Below are 18,606 nucleotides of genomic sequence, written 5' to 3'. Positions count from 1 at the left end.
CCCGTCCGCGGGCACAGGGGTGTCCTGGTTGTACCTCCCACCCGGCCGCGGCTGCGCGCAGACTGGTTCCGGGCCGGAACCGGCCCGCAACGCACCACCCCCACGAGGAGATCATTGCGCACCGTCAACGCGTACGCGGCACCGTCAGCGACCGAGCCGCTCGTCAAGACCACCATCACCCGTCGGGACGTCGGCCCGGACGACGTCGCGATCGACATCGCCTACGCCGGCATCTGCCACTCGGACATCCACACCGTCCGCGGTGAGTGGGGCCCCATCCAGTACCCGCAGGTCGTCGGCCACGAGATCGTCGGCCACGTCACCGAGGTCGGCGAGAACGTCACCAAGCACAAGGTCGGCGACCGCGTCGGCGTCGGCTGCATGGTGAACTCGTGCGGCGAGTGCGAGAACTGCGTCGCCGGCCAGGAGCAGTACTGCCTCAAGGGCAACATCGGCACCTACGCCAGCGTCGACCCGGCCGACGGCTCGATCACCCAGGGCGGCTACTCGCAGGCCGTCGTGGTGAACGAGGACTTCGTCCTCCGTGTCCCCGAGTCGCTCGACATCGAGAAGGTCGCGCCGCTGCTCTGCGCCGGCATCACGACCTACTCGCCGCTGCACCACTGGAACGCCGGTCCCGGCACCAAGGTCGCCGTCGTCGGCATGGGCGGGCTCGGCCACATGGCCGTCAAGATCGCCGTCGCGCTCGGCGCCGAGGTCACCGTCCTGTCGCAGACCACCTCGAAGCAGGAGGACTCGCTCCGCTACGGCGCGAAGGCCCACTACGCGACGAAGGACCCGGAGACGTTCGAGAAGCTCGCGAACTCCTTCGAACTCATCATCAACACCGTCTCGGCGAAGATCCCGATGGGCGCCTACCTCGGCCTGCTCAAGGTCGACGGCACGCTCGTCAACGTGGGCGCTCCGTCCGAGCCGCTCGAGGTGCCGGCCTTCGCGCTCATCCCGCGTCGGCTCAGCTGGGCGGGTTCCGCCATCGGCGGCATCCAGGAGACCCAGGAGATGCTCGACTTCTGCGCCGAGCACGGGATCCTCCCGGAGACCGAGCTCATCAGCGCCGACCAGATCAACGAGGCCTACGAGCGCGTGCTGTCCTCGGACGTCCGCTACCGCTTCGTGATCGACGCGGCCACGCTGGCGTAGTCGCCACCACCTGAACGACGGAAGGCCCGTTGCCGGCTGGCAACGGGCCTCCCGTCTGTCGTCTCGATGCCGTCAGCCGACCTCGTCACCGGACGGCAGCGCGCCGCACCAGTCGACGGAGCCCGCGTCGATGCTCGCCTCGAGCGCGCCGGAGGCCGCGTCGACGATGCTCACGAGCTCGCCGGTCGCCGACTTCGTCGCGACCGCGACGAACTGGCTGTTCGGGGACGGGCAGACCGCGGTGACGCTCGCGTCGTCGGGGATCGTCACGGGCAGCCGGGAGGCCCGTCCCCCGTCCACACGCACGATCCGTGCCGCGATGGTGCCGTCCGACCGCACGTCCCCCAGCACCCGCAGGTACGTGTCGTCGGACAGCTGGGCGATGCGGCCGAGGACGGCCGCATCGGTGCTCGCGGCGGGCGCCTGCAGCGCCGACTTCGACCCGTCGGTCAGGTCAAGCCGCTCGATCCCGGTGCCCGTCTCGACGACGGCCGTGGTGCCGGTGCCGACGAAGCCGTGCAGGTAGGTGGCGCTGCCGAGCCGGACCGGGTCGGCACGCCCGCTCATGTCGACGAGCACCAGGTCGTCGCTGCCCGTCCGGACCAGCGCGCTCTCGGTGCGCGGGACGTAGGCCCACTGCCCGACCGTCATCGGCACGGCGCCCGTCTTCGGCTTGCCGTTCGCCGCGATCGCCGTGGGCATGTGGGTGCCCGTCATGTCGACCACGTACAGGCCGGTGTTCCGGGACTGCCCGGTCGAGGTGTCGGCGTACTCGAACCCGAACGAAGCACCGTCGTCGGCGACGTGGAGCGCCGTGACGCGACCCTCGGCGGTCGGCAGGGTGAGGTGTTCGACGGGGGCGTCGGCGTCCTGCACGCCACCGCTCAGCGCCACGATGTCCACGGACGAGCTCGCGTCCGTGCCGCTCACGACGACCAGGGAGCGGCCGAGCCGGGCGTACTCGGAGATCGCGGTGCCCTCGTAGACCGTGGTGGCGCCGCCCGCGTCGAGGGAGCGTCGGACGATGCGGTCCTTCGCCCCGGCCTGCCCCGGGGCCAGTGCGAGCACGTCGGTGCTGCCGGTGCGGATCGCCGCCGTCAGGTCGGACGTGGCACGCTGCCCGGGTGCCCGCACGCCCGCGACCGTCACGGTGTACTCGCGGTCGTACGCCAGGGGTCCGGCGAACTCGACCGCGATCGTGTTGCCGCTCGAGGTCACGGTGTGCGCCGCAGCCGGGCTGACCCGGACGTCGGCGGCCGCGACCTTCTGCAGCGCCTGGTTCGCCGTCAGGATCACCCGCTGTGCCGGACGGGTGACGAGACCGGTCGCGTCGTAGGACACGTCGCGGAGCCGCGGGCCCTGCTGCGAGCCGACGACCGCGGCGAGCGCGGCGACCACGGCGAGGACCACCACGACGGCGACGTACCGGCGGTGGAAGCGGTGTGCGACGGGGCGGCGCTCAGAACTCATACGGGTCCTCGGGCTGCGCGATGTCGGTGATCTTCGCGGCCTTGACGACGATGCGGGCGTCGGCGGACTGGTCCGGGTTGGCGGCCAGGGCTCCGCGGACGGTGACCCACTGCCCCTCGTCGGGGACGGTCCCGGTGCCGTCGCCGTCGCCGTCGCCGGTCACGACACCGAGGCCCACCGGTTGCGCGTCCACGGCGCAGCAGCTGATCACGAAGCGGGTGAGGGTGAAGGACCCGTCGTCGCCCGGCACCACGAAGCCGGTCAGTTCGACCTGCTTGCCGACCAGGGCCGTGGTGTCCGTGGTCTGCCGGATCAGCGCGGCCCAGTCCTTGACGCCGTACTCCGAGGTGTCGACGCCCTCGCTGCCGAGCAGCTGCACCGCGGACTCCGAGCCGGTGGCGTTGGACAGGGTCGCGGAGTCCACGCTCCGCTGCTGGGCGGTGCGGGCGGACAGGGTCGTCGGCGGCAGGACGAGCATCGCGACGGTGACGCCGATCGTGACGACGGCGGCGGCTCCGCCGAGGGCGAGGCGGACGGCGCGACCACGGCCGGGGCGTGGCTCGTGGGCGTCGGCGGCGTGCTCGTCGGCGGCGGTGGCGTGCCCGTGCGCGCCGGCGTCGTCGGGCTCGTCCGCTTCGTCGGCGTGCGTGTGACCGTCCCCGCGGGCGGTGGCCACCAGTCCGGCGATCGACGCGGGCACCCCGACGGCGGCGAGCACGACCGTGAACACCGAGTAGCGCGGGTTGATGTACAGGTCGAGGTGCCCGACCAGCGCGAGCCACAGCGTGCAGAGGGCCGCGGCCAGCACCGACCCGAGGCCCAGGTACGCGGCCGCGTTGCTGCGTGCATCAGACGAGGACATTCATCACCAATCCCACGGCGCCGGCGAACAGGACGCACACGACGGACAGCAGCACCAGGAAGCGGACCCGGAACGTCGTGCGCAGCAGGGCGATCATCTTGACGTCGATGATCGGCCCGATGATCAGGAAGGCCGTGATCGACCCGGGCAGGAACGTCGACGCGAAGGACAGCGCGAAGAAGGCGTCGACGTTCGAGCAGAGCGACACCGTCATCGCCAGCAGCATCATCGCCGCGACGGACAGCACCGGGTTCGAGCCGACGGCCACCAGGGTCGAGCGGGGCACGGCGACCTGGATCGCGGCGGCCAGGCCGGCACCGACGAACAGCGCCGGCATCATCGTCGCCGTCTCGCCGCCGAACTGCGCGGCGCTCTGCCGCCAGCGGTGCAGGCCGCGCGGCGCCCCGACGGCCGCACGGCACCGGGCCTCGAAGGCGGGGAGCAGCAGGTCGGCCGGACGACGGTGCGCGGCGACGATCCAGCCGACGAGGTTCGCGATGACGAACCCGCCGACGATGCGCACCGGCAGGATCCACCCGGACCAGCCGAACGCCTGCGCGGTGCTGATGATGACGAGCGGGTTGAGGATCGGGGCCGCGACGAGGAACGTGACGGCCTCGGCCGGCGTGAACCCGCGCATCATCAGGCCGCGGGCGAGGGGCACGTTGCCGCACTCGCACACCGGGAACAGCATGCCGATCAGGGAGATCACGGCCCGACGGCCGAAGGCGTTCTGCGGCAGGACCTTCTCGAGCGCGCCGACCGGTACCCAGACCTCGACGACGATCGACAGCACGATGCCGAGCACCACGAACGGCAGGGACTCGACGACGACGCTGATCGCCAGTGTGAGGAAGTCCTGCACGACGTCCGGCAGCCCGGTCGACCCGATGCTCGGGGAGAACAGCCGGATGCCCAGCAGGACGACGACGGCGAGCAGCACCAGGCCGGGGCCGGTGAGGCTCCGGGTGCGCTGCGGCGGCCGCGTGGTCGTCGTCACCGGGACAGGATAGGTGACGCCTCCTGCCCGGGGCTGCGCACGAGGCGGCTCAACCCGCGGTGACGCCGTCGAGGTGCCGGTCGAGCACGTCGATCGCCCAGTCGCCGGACTCCCCCGGAGCCAGCCGGACGACCTGCATCGCGAGTCCGTCCAGGAGCGCGTGGAGCCGGCAGGCCTCGTACTCCCGGTCGTCCGCCGGTACCCCGAGCAACCCGAGGACCTCCTCGCACCACGTCCGCATCGCCGCGACGGTCCGGTCGAGCGTCGGCCGGAGCCCGACGTCGGTGAGCGCGGCGTTGCCGAGTGCCAGGTAGACCTCGAGCTCGACGACCCGCTCCTCGTCGAGGGGCAGCAGCTCGAGCACGATCCGGCGTGCGCGTCGGGCCGGCGTGAGGTCGTCGGGGATGGCGTCGATGCGCTCGCGGATCCGGTCGAACACGAGCGTGATGGTGTGCTCGCGGACGCTCGCCTGGGTCGGGAACGTGTAGCGGACCGTGCTCGGCGGCAGTCCGGCCTCGGCGGCGACGTTCCGCACGCTCAACGCTCCGAGCCCGTCGCGCACGAGGACCCGGCACGCCGCCTCGGACACGGTGCGGCGCCGTTCGTCGACGTCCATGCTCCTGGCCACGACGCCATACTCGCACAGTCGTACGAACTCGTGCTACCGTCGATCTCGTTGTCGCACAGTCGTACGACAACGAGAACGAACGACTCCCGCAGGAAAGGACATCGTCATGGCATGGGCAATCCTCGTGCTCAGCGGCGTGCTCGAGGCCGTCTGGGCCACCGCCCTCAGCGCCTCGAACGGCTTCAAGAAGGTCGTCCCCACGATCGTGTTCGTCGCCGGGATGGCGCTGAGCATGGTGGGGTTGGCGTTCGCGATGAAGAGCATCCCGGTCGGCACCGCCTACGCCGTCTGGGTCGGCATCGGGGCGTCCCTGACCGTGGTCGTCGCGATCCTCCGCCGGCAGGAGGCCGCGTCCTTCGCCCGCCTCGCCCTGGTCTTCGGCCTGGTGGCGTGCGTCATCGGCCTCAAGGTGGTGAGCTGACGTGGCGTGGATCGTCCTGTTCGTCAGCGCCGCGCTCGAGACCGTCTGGGCGACCGCCCTCGGCGAGAGCGACGGCTTCACCGAGCTCCGACCGACGATCGTGTTCGCCGTCACGATCGTGATCAGCCTGGTCGCCTTCGGCTACGTCCTCAAGCACATCCCGATCAGCACGGCGTACGCGGTGTGGACCGGGACCGGCGCCGCCCTCACCGTGCTCTGGGGCATGGCCACCGGCGCGGAGCCCGTCACCGTCCTGCGCCTGCTGTTCATCGCCGGCATCGTCGGGTGCGTCGTGGGCCTCAAGCTCGTGCCGGCCCGCCCCGCCGCCGACCTCACGCGCTGAGCGACAGCTCACGCACCAGCGATCCCGTGAGGTGTCGCTGACCCCGTGAGGCGAGTGCGGTCCGAGCACGCGCGCCGAGACGGACGGGAGGCCCGGTGCCAGCTGGCACCGGGCCTCCCGGCCGCTTGTGGGTCGCGCCCACCGCATGGTGAGCAGCAATGGTCGGGTCACCTCGCGGGACCCGACCGTTCCTGCTCACGAAGCGAGCGTCAGACGGACGCGCCCGTCCACTCGTCCTCGGCGGCGACGTGGTCGCTGCCGACCGTGCCGGCCGCCATCGCGGCAGCGGCGCGTGCCGCGTGCGACGGCGGGTCCGACGGCACGTCGGCGGGGCGGCCCTCGTCGTTCAGCTTGCGCAGCTCCGGCACGATGTCCGTGGCCAGGATGTCGATCTGCTCGAGCACCGTCTTGAGCGGCAGACCGGCGTGGTCGATGAGGAACAGCTGGCGCTGGTAGTGGCCGACGTGGTCCTTCATCGCGGCGTACCGGTCGATGACCTGCTGCGGCGAACCGACGGTGAGCGGGGTCTGGGCGGTGAAGTCCTCCATCGAGGGGCCGTGGCCGTAGACCGGAGCGTTGTCGAAGTAGGGCCGGAACTCGTTGATCGCGTCCTGCGAGTTCTTCCGCGCGAAGAACTGCCCACCGAGCCCGACGATCGCCTGGTCGGCGCGGCCGTGCCCGTAGTGCTCGAAGCGCTGGCGGTACAGGCCGACCATCTGCTCGGTGTGCTGGATCGGCCAGAAGATGTTGTTGTGGAAGAAGCCGTCACCGTAGTAGGCGGCCTGCTCGGCGATCTCCGGCGTGCGGATCGAGCCGTGCCAGACGAACGGCGGGACACCGTCGAGCGGACGCGGGGTCGAGGTGAAGCCCTGCAGCGGCGTGCGGAACTTGCCCTGCCAGTTGACGACGTCGTTCTCCCACAGCTGGCGGACGAGCGCGTAGTTCTCGATCGCCAGGTTGACGCCCTGGCGGATGTCCTGGCCGAACCACGGGTAGACGGGGCCGGTGTTGCCGCGGCCCATCATCAGGTCCATGCGGCCGTCGGACACGACCTGGAGCATCGCGTACTCCTCGGCGATGCGCACCGGATCGTTCGTGGTGATCAGGGTCGTCGACGTGGACAGCGTGATGTCCTTCGTCTTCGCCGCCAGGTAGGCGAGCAGCGTGGTCGGCGACGAGGCCACGAACGGCGGGTTGTGGTGCTCGCCGGTCGCGAAGACGTCGAGCCCGGCCTGGTCGGCGTGCTCGGCGATCGTCAGGATGTCGCGGACGCGCTGGGTGTCGTCCGGCGTGGTGCCGGTCGTGGGGTCGGTCGTGACGTCACTGACCGTGAAGATGCCGAACTGCATGATGCGCCGCCTTTCGCGATATCGATGCGTTTGCATCGACTTACCGGGTACAACGTAGCGCACGGCGTGGCATTCCCGCCAGGCTCACGCCCGTCGGACGGGCGGCCTGGAGGCCCGGCTCGACTCCCCGGGTCAGCGGGCGGCTGGCAACGTGGCCGGGTCAGCGGGCGGCGGGCAGCGTGGCCGGGTCGGTGCGCGCGGCGTGGTGCATCCCGTCGAGGAACCACACGACGGTCACGACCGCCAGGACGCTCGCGCTGGACGCCAACCGCCCCGCCACCAGGATCGCGGCGTGGTCGTACGCGCCGTCACCGGTCAGGCCGACCACGAGCGCCGCGACACCGATCACCAGCGTGAGCCCGGTCGCGACGAGGAGCACGACACTCACCACCCGCCGCGGCCCGCGCCGACCGTCACGGTCGCCCCGGAGCCCGCGGTCGACCCGGGGGCCGACCGCGCGGACGATCCCGAGCCAGAACACCGCGATCGCGCAGGCGCCGATGATGTCACTGACCCGGTGCCAGCCGTAGACCACGGTCTGGTTCGCGACGAAGACCGCGTACCCGACGCCGACGATGGTCACCAGCGGGCGGAACCGGCGAGGCGTGACCATCAGGACCGCGAAGAGCGCCGCCAGTGCGATCGTCGCGTGCCCGGACGGGAACGAGTTCGGCGTCGTCGACTGAGCGATCTCAGGGCGCACGGCGATACGCTTGACGAGCGTCGAGGTGGCCGCCGACGCGAGCACCACGACCCCCGCGCCGAGTCCCACTGAGAGCCGCCGTCTGGCGAACGCCACGGCGACGATCACGACGACGAGCAACAGGATCACCGGCACCGAGATGACGTTGAGCGCAGTGTCCGAGCTGAAGAGGTCGGACTCCCGGACCCCGCCGAGCGCGGCGTCCTCCGCTTTCTGACCGACCGGGGTCAGCACCGCGACCCCGTAGACGAGAGGCACGATCACGAACCCCAGAGCCGCCAGCGCAGCCCACCGCCCCCGCCGCGAGACCCACGGTCCGCGCGACTCGGATGCACTGCGCTCGGGTGTCAAGGTCACCGGGCTGGTCCTCCTGGGAGTGGTCGTCGTCGGGCTCGTCGCACGACTGGCGGCGGCGCTGCGATTGGGTCGGTCGGGGTCCGACACGATACCGTTGGAGCACCGGCCGGAGGCTGGGAACCGCACCCCCGTCGGCCGTGCACTGCGCGCTGACACGAGGGGATCGGTGATCCCCGCCGGGCCGTCGCACCACGCGGGACCGACGCACGTCGCGTCGGCAGTGTACGAGGAGGAAACCGAAGTGGCCATCAAGGAACCGGGCATCATCGCCTCGCCGAACCGGGGTCTCGCACTCACGGCCGGCGGCGTCCTCGCACTCTGGGGCGTCCTGGGCTTCTTCTTCGCCGCCGACGGCGACCCGGGCTTCTTCAACCGCCAGGGCGGCATGCTGTGGAACGCGTTCGGCGTCAACCCGGCGCTCTGCCTGGTGTGGGTGCTGCTCGCCGCGGTGCTGCTCATCACCGGCCTCGGCAACACCGTCGGTTCGCGCAACGGGAACCTGCTCGTCGGCGCCCTGCTCGTCCTCTTCGCGGTGTACGGCTTCGTCTTCGTCGACACCTCGGCCAACGTCTTCGCGCTGAACACCACGGACAACGTGTTCCACGCGATCGTCGGTGTGCTCCTGCTGCTCACCGCGCTCGGTGCCGACAAGGAGAACCTCCGCGCACTGCGTGCAGCGCGCGCCTGACGCACCCGCTCGGCTGCACTCCCGACGCCCGTCTGCCGCTCCGGCAGGCGGGCGTCGTCGTGTGTGCGGGGCGGGGCGGCGGGGTGCTCCGGGGGTGGTCTGGCGGGTGTGGTCCGGCGGGGTGTCGTCCGGTCACGACTCCTCGCTCAGGTCCGCCGGCCGGTCACGAACTGTCGGATGCGGAGTCTCCAGGCGACGACGAGTGACCACTCGGCGCAGGACCGACGGGGAGTCGTGACCGCTCGGCGGTGTGCGACCGGGCAGGCAGGCGCGCGTGCTCGGCGGCGTGAGGCCGAAGCGGACCCGACGGTCAGTCGGACGCGTCAGTCGGCGTCGGGCTCGGCGTCGGGCTGCTGCTTCGGGGCCTCGAGCTCGGTGGCGACGATGCGGGGCGCCTCGGACATGAAGCGTCGGACGTCCAGGTCGACGATGATGTCCTGCGGCCGGAGCGGCCGGGTGAGGAACAGCCCCTCGAGCGAGGTCAGCCGCGACAGCGCCACGTACGTCTGACCCGCGCTGAACACCCGGTTGCCGAGGTCGACCACGGCCCGGTCGTAGGTGCTGCCCTGCGACTTGTGGATGGTCACGGCCCAGGCGAGCCGGAGCGGGAACTGCTGGAACTCCCCGACGGTGTCCTTCTTGAGTTCCTTCTTGTCCGCGTCGTACGAGTACTTGAACTTCTCCCACACCGACGGCTGGACCTCGAACGACTCACCGTCGACGTCGACCCACACCGTGTCGCGGATGGCCGTCACGATGCCCAGGGTGCCGTTCACCCAGCGCTGGTCGGCGTCGTTGCGCAGGAACATCACGTGCGCGCCGGGCTTCAGCTCGAGGGCTTCGTCGGCCGGGAAGTTCCGTCCACCGAAGTCGCCGTTCACGTCGGCCTTGGCGGTCTTCACCTTGCCGGGCAGCCGCTCGAGGGCAGCCTTGTTGATCCGGGCGACCGTGTCGTTGCGGGTCGCCAGGGTGATGGCGTCGTCCGGGGCCGGGCGGGCCCCCGCGGTGTTCAGCTGCTCAGCGATGTCCGCGGTGACCCGGCCGTGCCGGACGGCGGTGAGCATCGCGGCGAAGGCGTCGTCGCGCTGTCGGTGCACCGTGGCGAGCTCGATGATGTTCAGCTCGGCCTCGAGCCACACCTTGGCATCGAAGAACCACATCGACCGGTAGTGGTCGGTGAAGTAGGCGCGCTCGTCGGCGTCGCCGGGCACCGGGGGCAGCTGGTACGGGTCGCCGAACATCACGACCTGCACACCGCCGAACGGCTCGAACTGCCGACCGCGGGCCTTGCGGAGCGACCGGTCCATGCCGTCGAGCAGGTCGGCGTTGACCATCGAGACCTCGTCGATGACCAGGGTGTCGATCGTGTTGAGGAGCTTGCGGGTGTCCGGGCCCTGCCGCAGCTCGGCGTCCGCGATGAGCCCGATCGGCAGCCGGAACAGGGAGTGGATCGTCTGGCCGCCGACGTTGAGCGCGGCGACTCCCGTCGGGGCGCAGATGACGACCTGCTTCTCGGTGTTCCACGACAGGTGGTTGAGCAGCGTGGACTTGCCCGTGCCGGCCCGGCCGGTGATGAACACGTGGTCACGGGTGTGCTCGATGTACTCGAAGACGGCGCGCTGTTCGTCGCTCAGCTCGATGCTCATCGGGCGTCCGCCCCGGGCGAGGGTTCGAGGTCGTCGCTGCCGTCATCGAAGTCCAGATCGTCCTGGTCGGCCCGGGCAGCAGGGACGGCGGGGACGGTCGCACCGGCCACAGCTGCGTCGCCGGCAGCAGCTGCGTCGACGACGTCGACCGGGTCTCCGCCGTCCCGCCGCAGCCGCACGAGCACCACCACGACCACCGTCACCAGGAGCAGCACCCCGGCGACGATCAGCACGAGCCCGGCCCGGGCCTGGTCGACGAGCGGATCCGGGCCCCACGTCCGGCCCATCGCACCGAACCACGAGGCCTGCAGCAGCCCGAGCGGGCCCCGCATCGCGATGCCGAGCGAGACCGTGCCCGCCGCGATCACCACCGCCCCGACGATCCGGACGGCCGCGGCAGCCGTGGTCGGACGACGGTGCCCGGCGGGGATCGGGGTGCAGAGCGTCGGGACGGCCAGCAGCCCGACCAACAGGAACACGGCGTCGCTGACGGTACGACCGGTGGGGTCGCTCACCGACCACCGGACAGCGTCGGTGGCGAAGAACGCCCACCACAGGGCCGCCGCGAGCAGGAACGCGGGGAACGGCTGGGCCAGGTACCGCACGGAGGGGTGCTCGACGATGACGTCGGTCCACTCACGCACCCCCGTGCTGTCGTCGTTCCGGGGGCGCACGGCGGCGCGGATCAGCGCGACCGGTGCCGCCGCCCACACCAGGGCGGGGACCACCAGGCCGAGCAGCACGTGGGCACCGACGTTCGCCGAGACGAGGAACCGGTCGTACTGGTGGAGCGAGCCCGAGGTCGCGACCACCAGGGACACGATCGCCAGGGCCGCGGCGATCGAGCGTCGCGCCGGCCACCGCACGCCGTTCCGACGCAGTCGCACGACGCCGGCCACGTACGTCGCGGCGAGCAGCACGGCGGCCATCAGCCAGAACAGGTCGATGTTCCACTGGGTCAGCCAGCCCCACGCACCGGGCGCGTGCGGCAGCAGGTCGTCCGTCAGGAGCTCCGCCGGGCTCGGGTCGGTGGTCTTGCTCAGGGCGATCTGGTCGACCGGGGTGGCGGTCCGTCCGAGTGCCGCGGCGAACCCCGACGCCACACCCATCACCGCGAGCTCGACGACGATGAGGGTCCAGAAGGGCCGCTGTCGACCGGGCGAGGTGGTCAGCGCGCGGATGGCCCGACGGCGCTGCACCGCGCCGAGGACCCCGATGGCCACGATCGCGCCGATCTTCACCAGGACGAGCGTGCCGTACGGGGTGAACAGGTTCGACAGCGCCCCGACGCGGATCTGCGCCGACGCGGTGCCCGAGACGGCGACGAGCACGAAGCAGCCCAGGGCGATGCTCGAGTACCGCGCCACGACCACGGCCAGCCGGTCCCCGGGCAGCACCCCGCGCAGCAGCACGAGCATGACGAGCCCACCGACCCACAGCGCCGCACCGACCAGGTGCAGCCCCAGGGCCGTCACGGCGGCGTCGTGGCTCGCGGTACCGGCGGCGTGGCCCTGCTGCGCGAGCGGGATGAGGCCGATCATCGAGACGCCGGCGGTCAGGGCGACCATGCCCCGCGAACGGACGGCGAAGCAGAGCACCGTGACGGCCGCGGCGACGAGGACGGTCACGAGCCAGGCGAGCCCGAGCTCGGTGCCGGTGAGGAAGACCCCCATCGACTGCCCGAACTGCTCGTCGATGCTGATCCGCGAACCGGCGACGCTGAGGAACGTGCAGAACGTGGCGACGGCCGACGCGACCGTCCAGACACCACTGGCCCCGGCGGCGACGTCGATCGCGCGGTTCCACTCGGGGCCGGAGCGCGAGAGGCCGACCGTCGCCAGCGCGAGCCCACCGATCGTGGTGGCCGCGGACAGGTCGACGACGAGCCGCGCGATCGGCAGCCCGAAGCGGACGACGGGCCCCGGGTCGGCGATCAGTGCGGGGTTCGCGCCCCCACCGATGACGAGTGCCGTGAGCAGCGCCACGAACCCGACGAGCAGGAGCACGGCGGGACCGGCGATGCGCGCGATCCGATTCACCCGTCAAGCCTAGGCGGTGCCCACCCGGCGGACGGACGGGGCGGGCCGATCTGTGCAAACCGGCACGGGCCTCCAGGCCAGGACCCGCGCACCACGCGCCCGCGCGCGCACGCGCACGCACGCGCCCCGGGAACGACGAAAGGGACGGCCGAAGCCGTCCCTCCCGATGCGCGGAACAGTCTTACTTGACCGCAGCCTTGAGCTTCGAGCCGGCGCTGACCTTGACCGAGTCGCTCGCGGCGATCTCGATGGCGTCACCCGTCTGCGGGTTGCGGCCGGTGCGGGCGGCGCGGTGCGTCTTCTCGAAGGCGATCCAACCGGGGATCGTGACCTTCGTGCCGTCGGCGACGGACGACGAGACGACGCTGAAGAGCGCGTCGACGACGCCGTTGACGGTGGCCTGGCTCTGGCCGGACTCAGCGGCGACGGCAGCGACGAGCTCGGTGCGGTTCAGTGACTTGTCAGCCATGGATGTCCTCCTCGGACTTCTTGCAGTATCGGTCGGACGCACGTGTCGTCCGGCGCCCGGAGCGGGTGCCCCGTGCCACGGTGCCAGTGGGCCGAGGGCCCGGCGGAACCGGAGTTGAACCTACCAGCCGCCGGGGGTGAAAACCGCCGACTCGCCCGGATTTCCGGGGTTGTCGGGGCTCCGAGGGGGTGCTGGAGGGGCAGATGTGACGAATGACGGCTCGCATGTACCCCGTACACAGCGAACGCCCCGCCACCAGGAGGTGACGGGGCGTCGTGTACTGCGAGTGCTTACCAGGAGCTCTTCGTGATGCCGGGGAGCTCGCCGCGGTGGGCCATGTCACGGAAACGGACACGGCTGATGCCGAACTCACCGAGGTGGCCACGGGGGCGGCCGTCGATGGCGTCGCGGTTGCGGTAGCGGATGGGCGATGCGTCGCGGGGCAGCTTCTGCAGGCCCACGCGGGCGGCCTCACGCGACTCGTCGGTGCCGTTCGGGTCCACGAGGGCCTTCTTCAGCTCGAGACGACGCTCGGCGTAGCGCGCGATGATGACGGCACGCTGGTTGTTCTTCGCGATCTTGCTCTTCTTCGCCATGCTTAGCGCTCCTCACGGAAGTCGACGTGCTTGCGGATCACCGGGTCGTACTTCTTGAGCACGAGTCGGTCGGGGTTGTTCCGACGGTTCTTCTTGGTCACGTAGGTGAACCCGGTGCCCGCCGTCGAGCGGAGCTTGATGATCGGACGGATGTCCTGACCCTTTTTCGCCATCAGATCTTCTCCCCACGGGCGAGGAGATCCTTGACGACGGACTCGATGCCACGTGCGTCGATCACCTTGATGCCCTTCGCGCTGAGCGTGAGCGTGACGTTACGACGAAGCGAGGGCACGTAGTACGTCTTCTTCTGCACGTTCGGGTCGAAGCGACGCTTCGTCCGGCGGTGCGAGTGCGAGATGTTGTGACCGAAGCCGGGAACGGCGCCGGTCACCTGGCACACTGCTGCCATGGTTTCCTCCTGAGTACCGTGCGACCGGACGGCCGCACCCAAGTTCACTTGCCTGGTGCACACGCGCCCTGCCACCGGAGTGGCCGGGCGAGGGGGGTTGTGTGCACCGCCCAGGTCCGCATCCCCTGTCGAAGGAGAGCCGGACACCGCGCGACCGCGGCGTTCGCGACGGTCGGAGGGCTTGGAACAACGGGTTCGCCGCGCGGACGCGGAGAACCAGGGGTCCACGTTACGCGAGGACCGGGCGTGTCGCAAGCCGCGCCTCCAGGCCTGGAGGCCCGTGGCGGCCGGACGGGCCGCTCACGTGACCCCGTTGGTTGCCCCCACCGCCCGCGATCGTGAGCAGGAACGGTCGGGTCGGGCATCTCGACCCGACCGTTCCTGCTCACGAAGTGGACGAACCGCCCTCCGCGGCACGACCGTGCGGGAGCCCGACCGGTGCTATGAGCAGGTACGACGGCGTGCGTCGCCGACGGCGTGCGTGGCCTACGGCGCCTGCGCCGGCTTGGGCGCCAGCGCCTGCACCATCAGCTCCCCGAGCTGCTGCGGCGCCGTGAACATCGGCCAGTGGCCCGTCTCGAGCCCGACGATGGAGAGCTCCTCGGTCGCGACGAGCTCGGCCGCCCAGGCCTGGTGGTCCGCCACCATCGCCAGCAGCTCGGCGGCGGGGATCTCGCAGGTGATGATCGTCGCCGGGATCGTGTGCCGTGCCGGGTCGGCGTAGTGGAACCGGTCCGACGGCACCGAGGCCGGCTCGGGGATCGCCCGGTGCTCGACGTCCTGCCGGACCTCGGGCGTCATGCCCCGGACGGTGGCGGGTTCCCAGATGTCCCACGACGGCAGCGGCACGACCCCGTCGACCACGGGCAGCTCGTCGTTGACGCACCCGCCCTCGGGCCCCGGGAACGTGTCGACGTAGAGCAGGTGCGCGACGAGCGACGGGCGCTGGTCGGCGGCCATGTACGCGATCGGCCCGGCACCCGAGTGCCCGGCGAGCACGACGGGTTCATCGGCGGACGCGACGTCGTCCAGGATCGCGACCAGCGCGGCGACCTGCTCGTCGAGCGTGTCACCGTCGCGCGTGACGGCCTGCACCGAGTGCCCGGCTTCCCGGAGCACCGGGGCGACGTCGTCCCACGCGCTCGCGTCGAGCCAGAACCCGGGGACCAGGATGACGTGCATGCGGGGCAGGTTACTCGTCGGTGGCGGCGGTCGCGCGGGCTGCCGTGCAGACGGCGCACTCGCCGAAGATGTCGACGACGTGGCTGGCGTTGGTGAACCCGTTGGCGGCGGCGACGTCCTGCGCCCACTGCTCCACCGGGTCCGCCTCGATCTCGACGGTCCGGCCGCAGTTCCGGCAGATCAGGTGGTGGTGGTGTGCGTCCGTCGTGCACGCCCGGTACAGCGATTCGCCGTCCTGCTGCAGCGAGTCGGCATCACCTTCGGTGGCCAGGTCGGCGAGCGCCCGGTAGACGGTGGCCAGACCGATGGTCGATCCCTCGTCCCGCAGGTGCTGGTGCAGCGCCTGCGCACTGACGAACCCCTCGGTCGAGTCGAGGGCTCCGCGCACCGCTTCGCGCTGCCACGTGTTCCGCTTGGTCTTCTGCACGGCGTTCATGCTGACACCTCTTCCTTCCGACCGGCTGTCGACGTCGTCCCTGCCTGGAGGCCCGGCTCGCCCCCGCCACGCTGGCTCCGGCCGGCGACGCGGTTGCGTCCCCGCCTGTCGCGTCGCGACCCGATGATCCGGCAGACCACCCAGATCGCGAACGAGATGGTCGTCACGTACGGGCTGATCGGCAGGCCGCCGCCGAGTGCGAGCAGGATGCCACCGACGACCGACGTCACCGCGAACACCGTCGACAGCACCGGCACGACGACCGGGTGCGAGCTGAGGCGCAGGGCCGCGGCCGCCGGGGTGACGAGCAGGGACAGCACGAGCAACGCTCCGACGATCTGCACCGACACGGCGGTGGCCAGTCCGAGCACGAGCATGAACACGATCGCGAGGGTCCGCACCGGGATCCCCGCGGCCGCAGCCACGTCGGGGTCGACCGAGGCGAACATCAGCGGGCGCCAGATGACGAGCAGCGTCGCCACGACGATCGCGGCGACCACGATCAGGAACGTCAGCTGCGGGTTGTCGACCGAGACGATCTGCCCGGTGAGCAGCCCGAACTTGTTGGCGGCCCGGCCCTTGTAGAGCGCCAGGCAGAGGATGCCGAGCCCGAGCCCGAACGGCATGAGGACGGCGATGATCGAGTTGCGTTCCCGGGCACGCGACCCGAGGAGACCGATGAGCAGGGCGGCGATGACCGACCCGACGAGCGATCCGGACACCACGTTCACCCCGAGCAGCAGCGAGGCACTGGCCCCGGCGAACGAGAGCTCCGAGATGCCGTGCACGGCGAACGGCATGTTCCGGGCGACGACGAACGGGCCGATGAGCCCGCCGACGATGCCGAGCACCGCGCCGGCCCAGATCGAGTTCTGCACGAGCACGAGGAGCTCGCCGTAGTCCTGGAACGAGAAGACGGTCGACAGCAGGTCCATCAGATCCGCCCTTCGTCGGGCTGGTCGGCGTGCGGGTCGACCTCACCCGGGTGGTGCTCGTGGGCCTCGTTCGCCCCGACGATGACGATGCGTCCCATGGTGCGGACGACGTCGACGGGCGTGCCGTACAGGTCGCTGAGCACGTCGGCGCGCAGGACCTCGTCTGGTGAACCGATCCGGAACCGCCCCCCGGCGATGTAGAGCACCCGGTCGACGACGTCGAGGATCGGGTTCACGTCGTGCGTCACGAAGAGCACGGCGGCCTCGCGCTGTCGGCGCTCACGGTCGATGAGCTCGGTGATCCCGCGCTGGTGCCGCAGGTCGAGCGAGATGAGGGGTTCGTCGCACAGCAGCAGGGCGGGGTCGGCGGCGATGGCCTGCCCGACGCGGGTGCGCTGCTGCTCGCCGCCGGAGAGCTCGGCGACGGGGGCGTCCGCGAAGGCGGTGGCGCCGACCTCGTCGAGGACCCGGTCGATGCGCATCCGGTCGGCCTTCGAGGCCCGTCGGATCCCCCACCGGTGCCCGGTCACGCCCTGGGCGATCATGTCCCGCGCGCGCAGGGGCGTCCCCGCCTCCATCAGGCGCTGCTGCGGGATGTAGCCGATCTTCCGGTGGCCGCGGTGCACCGGCTGCCCGAGGAACGACATCGTGCCGCTCGTCAGCCGCTGCTGCCCGAGGACGGTGCGGAGCAGTGAGGTCTTGCCGGCGCCGTTCGGACCGAGGACCGCGACGAACTCCCCCGGCGCGAGGTCGAGGTCGAGGCCTGCCCAGAGCTTCCGGGCGCCGTAGGACAACCCGGCGTCGCGGAGCGCGAGGACCGGACGACCCGCAGCCCGGTCGTCCACCGTGGTGGTCGCCGGGCCGTGGGTCGCCGCTGATGCGGTCGAGGTCGTCACTTCTGGAGCGCTGCCTTCACCGCGTCGATGTTCGCCTGCTGCCACGAGACGTAATCCTGCCCCTTGGGGAGCGTCTCCGTGACACCGACGACGGGGATGTCGTTCTGCTCGGCCGCCTTCTGGACCTGCTCGGTCTCGGGGCTCGACGCCTGGTTGTTGTAGGCGAGCAGCTGCACGCGCTTGCCGGTGAACAGCGCGAGGGTGTCGCGGAGGGCCGCTGGCGGGACGTCGTCGCCTTCCTCGATGGCCTCGGAGAAGGCCGGCGGGGTCTCGTTCTCGAGCCCCATCGCGTCGAACAGGTACCCCGGCACCGGCTCGGTGTACGCCACCTTGTCGCCGGAGTCCTGCTTCTTGACGGCGTCGGTCTGGGACTCGAGGTCCTCGAGCTTGGTGGTCAGCGTGGCGGCGTTCTTCTCGAAGGCGTCCTTGCCGCTCTCGTCGAGCGCGCTGAGGTCCTTCGTGACCGCCTCGACCAGCTTCACCATCGTGGGGTAGCTGTAGAAGACGTGCTCGTTGAACTCGGCGCTGCCGCCCTTGTCGAGGCCGGAGAGCTTCACGACGTTGATCGTGTCCGCCTTGGTGTCCGAGGCGTTCGCGAGCGTCGTCATGAAGTCGTCGTAGCCGCCACCGTTCTCGATGAGCAGGTCGGCCTTCGACACGGAGAGCTGTGTGCGGGCGCTCGACTCGAACGAGTGCGGGTCCTGCGACGGGTCGCTCAGGATGCTCGTCACGGTGACGGCGTCGCCACCGATGGTCTTGACGATCGAGCCGTAGACGTTGGTGGAGGCGACGACGTTGATCGTGCCGTCACTGCTGCTGGCCTCCCCCGAGGCGGACGAGGTGGCGCACCCGGTCAGGGCGAGCGCGGCGGCGCCGGCGACGAGCGGGAGGGCGAGGAGGCGGTTGTGCATGGCACGACGCTAACGCCTACTGATAACGATTGTCAAAACCGCTATGAGGGCTCTCAGCGCGACCGGGAGACGGACGGGAGGCCCGGTGCCAGCTGGCACCGGGCC

Annotated in this window: 21 protein-coding genes; 4 read left to right on the top strand and 17 right to left on the bottom strand. The window is 71.0% G+C overall.

Features of this window, described 5'->3' with window-relative positions:
- Positions 1-114 precede the first annotated feature (114 nt).
- Positions 115-1,161 (top strand): NAD(P)-dependent alcohol dehydrogenase, encoded by a 1,047-nt coding sequence (locus tag DEI96_RS02285; RefSeq protein ID WP_071404920.1) that lies wholly within the window; start codon positions 115-117, stop codon positions 1,159-1,161.
- A 72-nt stretch (positions 1,162-1,233) separates the two neighbouring features.
- Here DEI96_RS02285 and DEI96_RS02280 read toward each other — a convergent pair whose 3' ends face one another.
- Genes DEI96_RS02280 through DEI96_RS02265 form a run of 4 tightly spaced genes read right to left on the bottom strand, consistent with a single transcriptional unit; the run spans position 1,234 to position 5,121 of the window.
- Positions 1,234-2,631, bottom strand: coding sequence for a hypothetical protein (locus DEI96_RS02280; protein WP_111022686.1), 1,398 nt, complete (start codon positions 2,629-2,631; stop codon positions 1,234-1,236).
- Entirely contained in the window at positions 2,621-3,493 is an 873-nt protein-coding gene (locus tag DEI96_RS02275; protein WP_111022685.1) for a TIGR03943 family putative permease subunit, read from the bottom strand. The genes DEI96_RS02280 and DEI96_RS02275 overlap by 11 nt, the downstream gene beginning before the upstream one ends.
- Complete coding sequence (locus DEI96_RS02270; protein WP_071246228.1) at positions 3,480-4,493, bottom strand: permease; 1,014 nt, start codon at positions 4,491-4,493, stop codon at positions 3,480-3,482. Before DEI96_RS02270 ends, DEI96_RS02275 begins: the two co-directional genes overlap by 14 nt.
- A gap of 49 nt (positions 4,494-4,542) precedes the next feature.
- A complete protein-coding gene (locus tag DEI96_RS02265) occupies positions 4,543-5,121 on the bottom strand; it encodes a TetR/AcrR family transcriptional regulator (protein ID WP_164941264.1) in 579 nt (192 codons plus the stop codon).
- A 106-nt stretch (positions 5,122-5,227) separates the two neighbouring features.
- On the opposite strand from DEI96_RS02265, the gene DEI96_RS02260 reads away from it, so the two are divergent.
- A complete protein-coding gene (locus DEI96_RS02260; protein WP_027464946.1) occupies positions 5,228-5,542 on the top strand; it encodes a DMT family transporter in 315 nt (104 codons plus the stop codon).
- Position 5,543: 1 nt separating this feature from the next.
- The gene (locus tag DEI96_RS02255; protein ID WP_111022683.1) at positions 5,544-5,885 is read left to right on the top strand and encodes a DMT family transporter; all 342 of its coding nucleotides are present in this window, start codon (positions 5,544-5,546) and stop codon (positions 5,883-5,885) included.
- A 209-nt stretch (positions 5,886-6,094) separates the two neighbouring features.
- On the opposite strand, the gene DEI96_RS02250 is transcribed toward DEI96_RS02255, so the two are convergent.
- Entirely contained in the window at positions 6,095-7,234 is a 1,140-nt protein-coding gene (locus DEI96_RS02250) for a CE1758 family FMN-dependent luciferase-like monooxygenase (protein ID WP_027464948.1), read from the bottom strand.
- Between the two features lie 160 nt (positions 7,235-7,394).
- On the bottom strand, positions 7,395-8,294 hold the full coding sequence (locus tag DEI96_RS02245) for a phosphatase PAP2 family protein (RefSeq protein WP_181440471.1): 900 nt from the start codon (positions 8,292-8,294) through the stop codon (positions 7,395-7,397).
- A gap of 241 nt (positions 8,295-8,535) precedes the next feature.
- On the opposite strand from DEI96_RS02245, the gene DEI96_RS02240 reads away from it, so the two are divergent.
- Entirely contained in the window at positions 8,536-8,982 is a 447-nt protein-coding gene (locus DEI96_RS02240) for a DUF4383 domain-containing protein (protein WP_181435863.1), read from the top strand.
- A gap of 323 nt (positions 8,983-9,305) precedes the next feature.
- Here DEI96_RS02240 and DEI96_RS02235 read toward each other — a convergent pair whose 3' ends face one another.
- The 11 genes from DEI96_RS02235 to DEI96_RS02185 form a co-directional block, all read right to left on the bottom strand.
- On the bottom strand, positions 9,306-10,628 hold the full coding sequence (locus tag DEI96_RS02235; protein ID WP_111024686.1) for an ATP-dependent DNA helicase: 1,323 nt from the start codon (positions 10,626-10,628) through the stop codon (positions 9,306-9,308).
- Positions 10,625-12,667, bottom strand: a complete 2,043-nt coding sequence (locus DEI96_RS02230) for a bifunctional copper resistance protein CopD/cytochrome c oxidase assembly protein (RefSeq protein WP_111024687.1) — start codon at positions 12,665-12,667, stop codon at positions 10,625-10,627. The genes DEI96_RS02235 and DEI96_RS02230 overlap by 4 nt, the downstream gene beginning before the upstream one ends.
- 181 nt (positions 12,668-12,848) lie before the next feature.
- Complete coding sequence (locus tag DEI96_RS02225; protein WP_017886454.1) at positions 12,849-13,136, bottom strand: HU family DNA-binding protein; 288 nt, start codon at positions 13,134-13,136, stop codon at positions 12,849-12,851.
- Between the two features lie 290 nt (positions 13,137-13,426).
- Entirely contained in the window at positions 13,427-13,732 is a 306-nt protein-coding gene (gene rpsN / locus DEI96_RS02220) for a 30S ribosomal protein S14 (protein ID WP_017886455.1), read from the bottom strand.
- Between the two features lie 2 nt (positions 13,733-13,734).
- Positions 13,735-13,905, bottom strand: coding sequence for a 50S ribosomal protein L33 (rpmG, locus tag DEI96_RS02215; RefSeq protein WP_017886456.1), 171 nt, complete (start codon positions 13,903-13,905; stop codon positions 13,735-13,737).
- Positions 13,905-14,141 carry a 50S ribosomal protein L28 gene (rpmB, locus tag DEI96_RS02210; protein WP_027464952.1) on the bottom strand — a complete coding sequence of 79 codons (237 nt, stop codon included), beginning with the start codon at positions 14,139-14,141 and terminating at the stop codon, positions 13,905-13,907. Before rpmB ends, rpmG begins: the two co-directional genes overlap by 1 nt.
- Positions 14,142-14,627: 486 nt before the next feature.
- The gene (locus tag DEI96_RS02205) at positions 14,628-15,323 is read right to left on the bottom strand and encodes an alpha/beta fold hydrolase (protein WP_111024688.1); all 696 of its coding nucleotides are present in this window, start codon (positions 15,321-15,323) and stop codon (positions 14,628-14,630) included.
- 10 nt (positions 15,324-15,333) lie between these two features.
- The gene (locus tag DEI96_RS02200; RefSeq protein ID WP_027464954.1) at positions 15,334-15,759 is read right to left on the bottom strand and encodes a Fur family transcriptional regulator; all 426 of its coding nucleotides are present in this window, start codon (positions 15,757-15,759) and stop codon (positions 15,334-15,336) included.
- On the bottom strand, positions 15,756-16,694 hold the full coding sequence (locus DEI96_RS02195) for a metal ABC transporter permease (RefSeq protein WP_111024689.1): 939 nt from the start codon (positions 16,692-16,694) through the stop codon (positions 15,756-15,758). Before DEI96_RS02195 ends, DEI96_RS02200 begins: the two co-directional genes overlap by 4 nt.
- Positions 16,694-17,539, bottom strand: a complete 846-nt coding sequence (locus DEI96_RS02190; RefSeq protein ID WP_111024717.1) for a metal ABC transporter ATP-binding protein — start codon at positions 17,537-17,539, stop codon at positions 16,694-16,696. The genes DEI96_RS02195 and DEI96_RS02190 overlap by 1 nt, the downstream gene beginning before the upstream one ends.
- 47 nt (positions 17,540-17,586) lie before the next feature.
- A complete protein-coding gene (locus DEI96_RS02185) occupies positions 17,587-18,501 on the bottom strand; it encodes a metal ABC transporter solute-binding protein, Zn/Mn family (protein WP_111024690.1) in 915 nt (304 codons plus the stop codon).
- Positions 18,502-18,606 lie beyond the last annotated feature (105 nt).

The sequence above is a fragment of the Curtobacterium sp. MCLR17_031 genome, assembly GCF_003234775.2.
Lineage (GTDB): Bacteria > Actinomycetota > Actinomycetes > Actinomycetales > Microbacteriaceae > Curtobacterium > Curtobacterium flaccumfaciens.
Note: the sequence above shows the minus strand (reverse complement) of the source record. Positions and strands in the feature narration are given on the sequence as shown.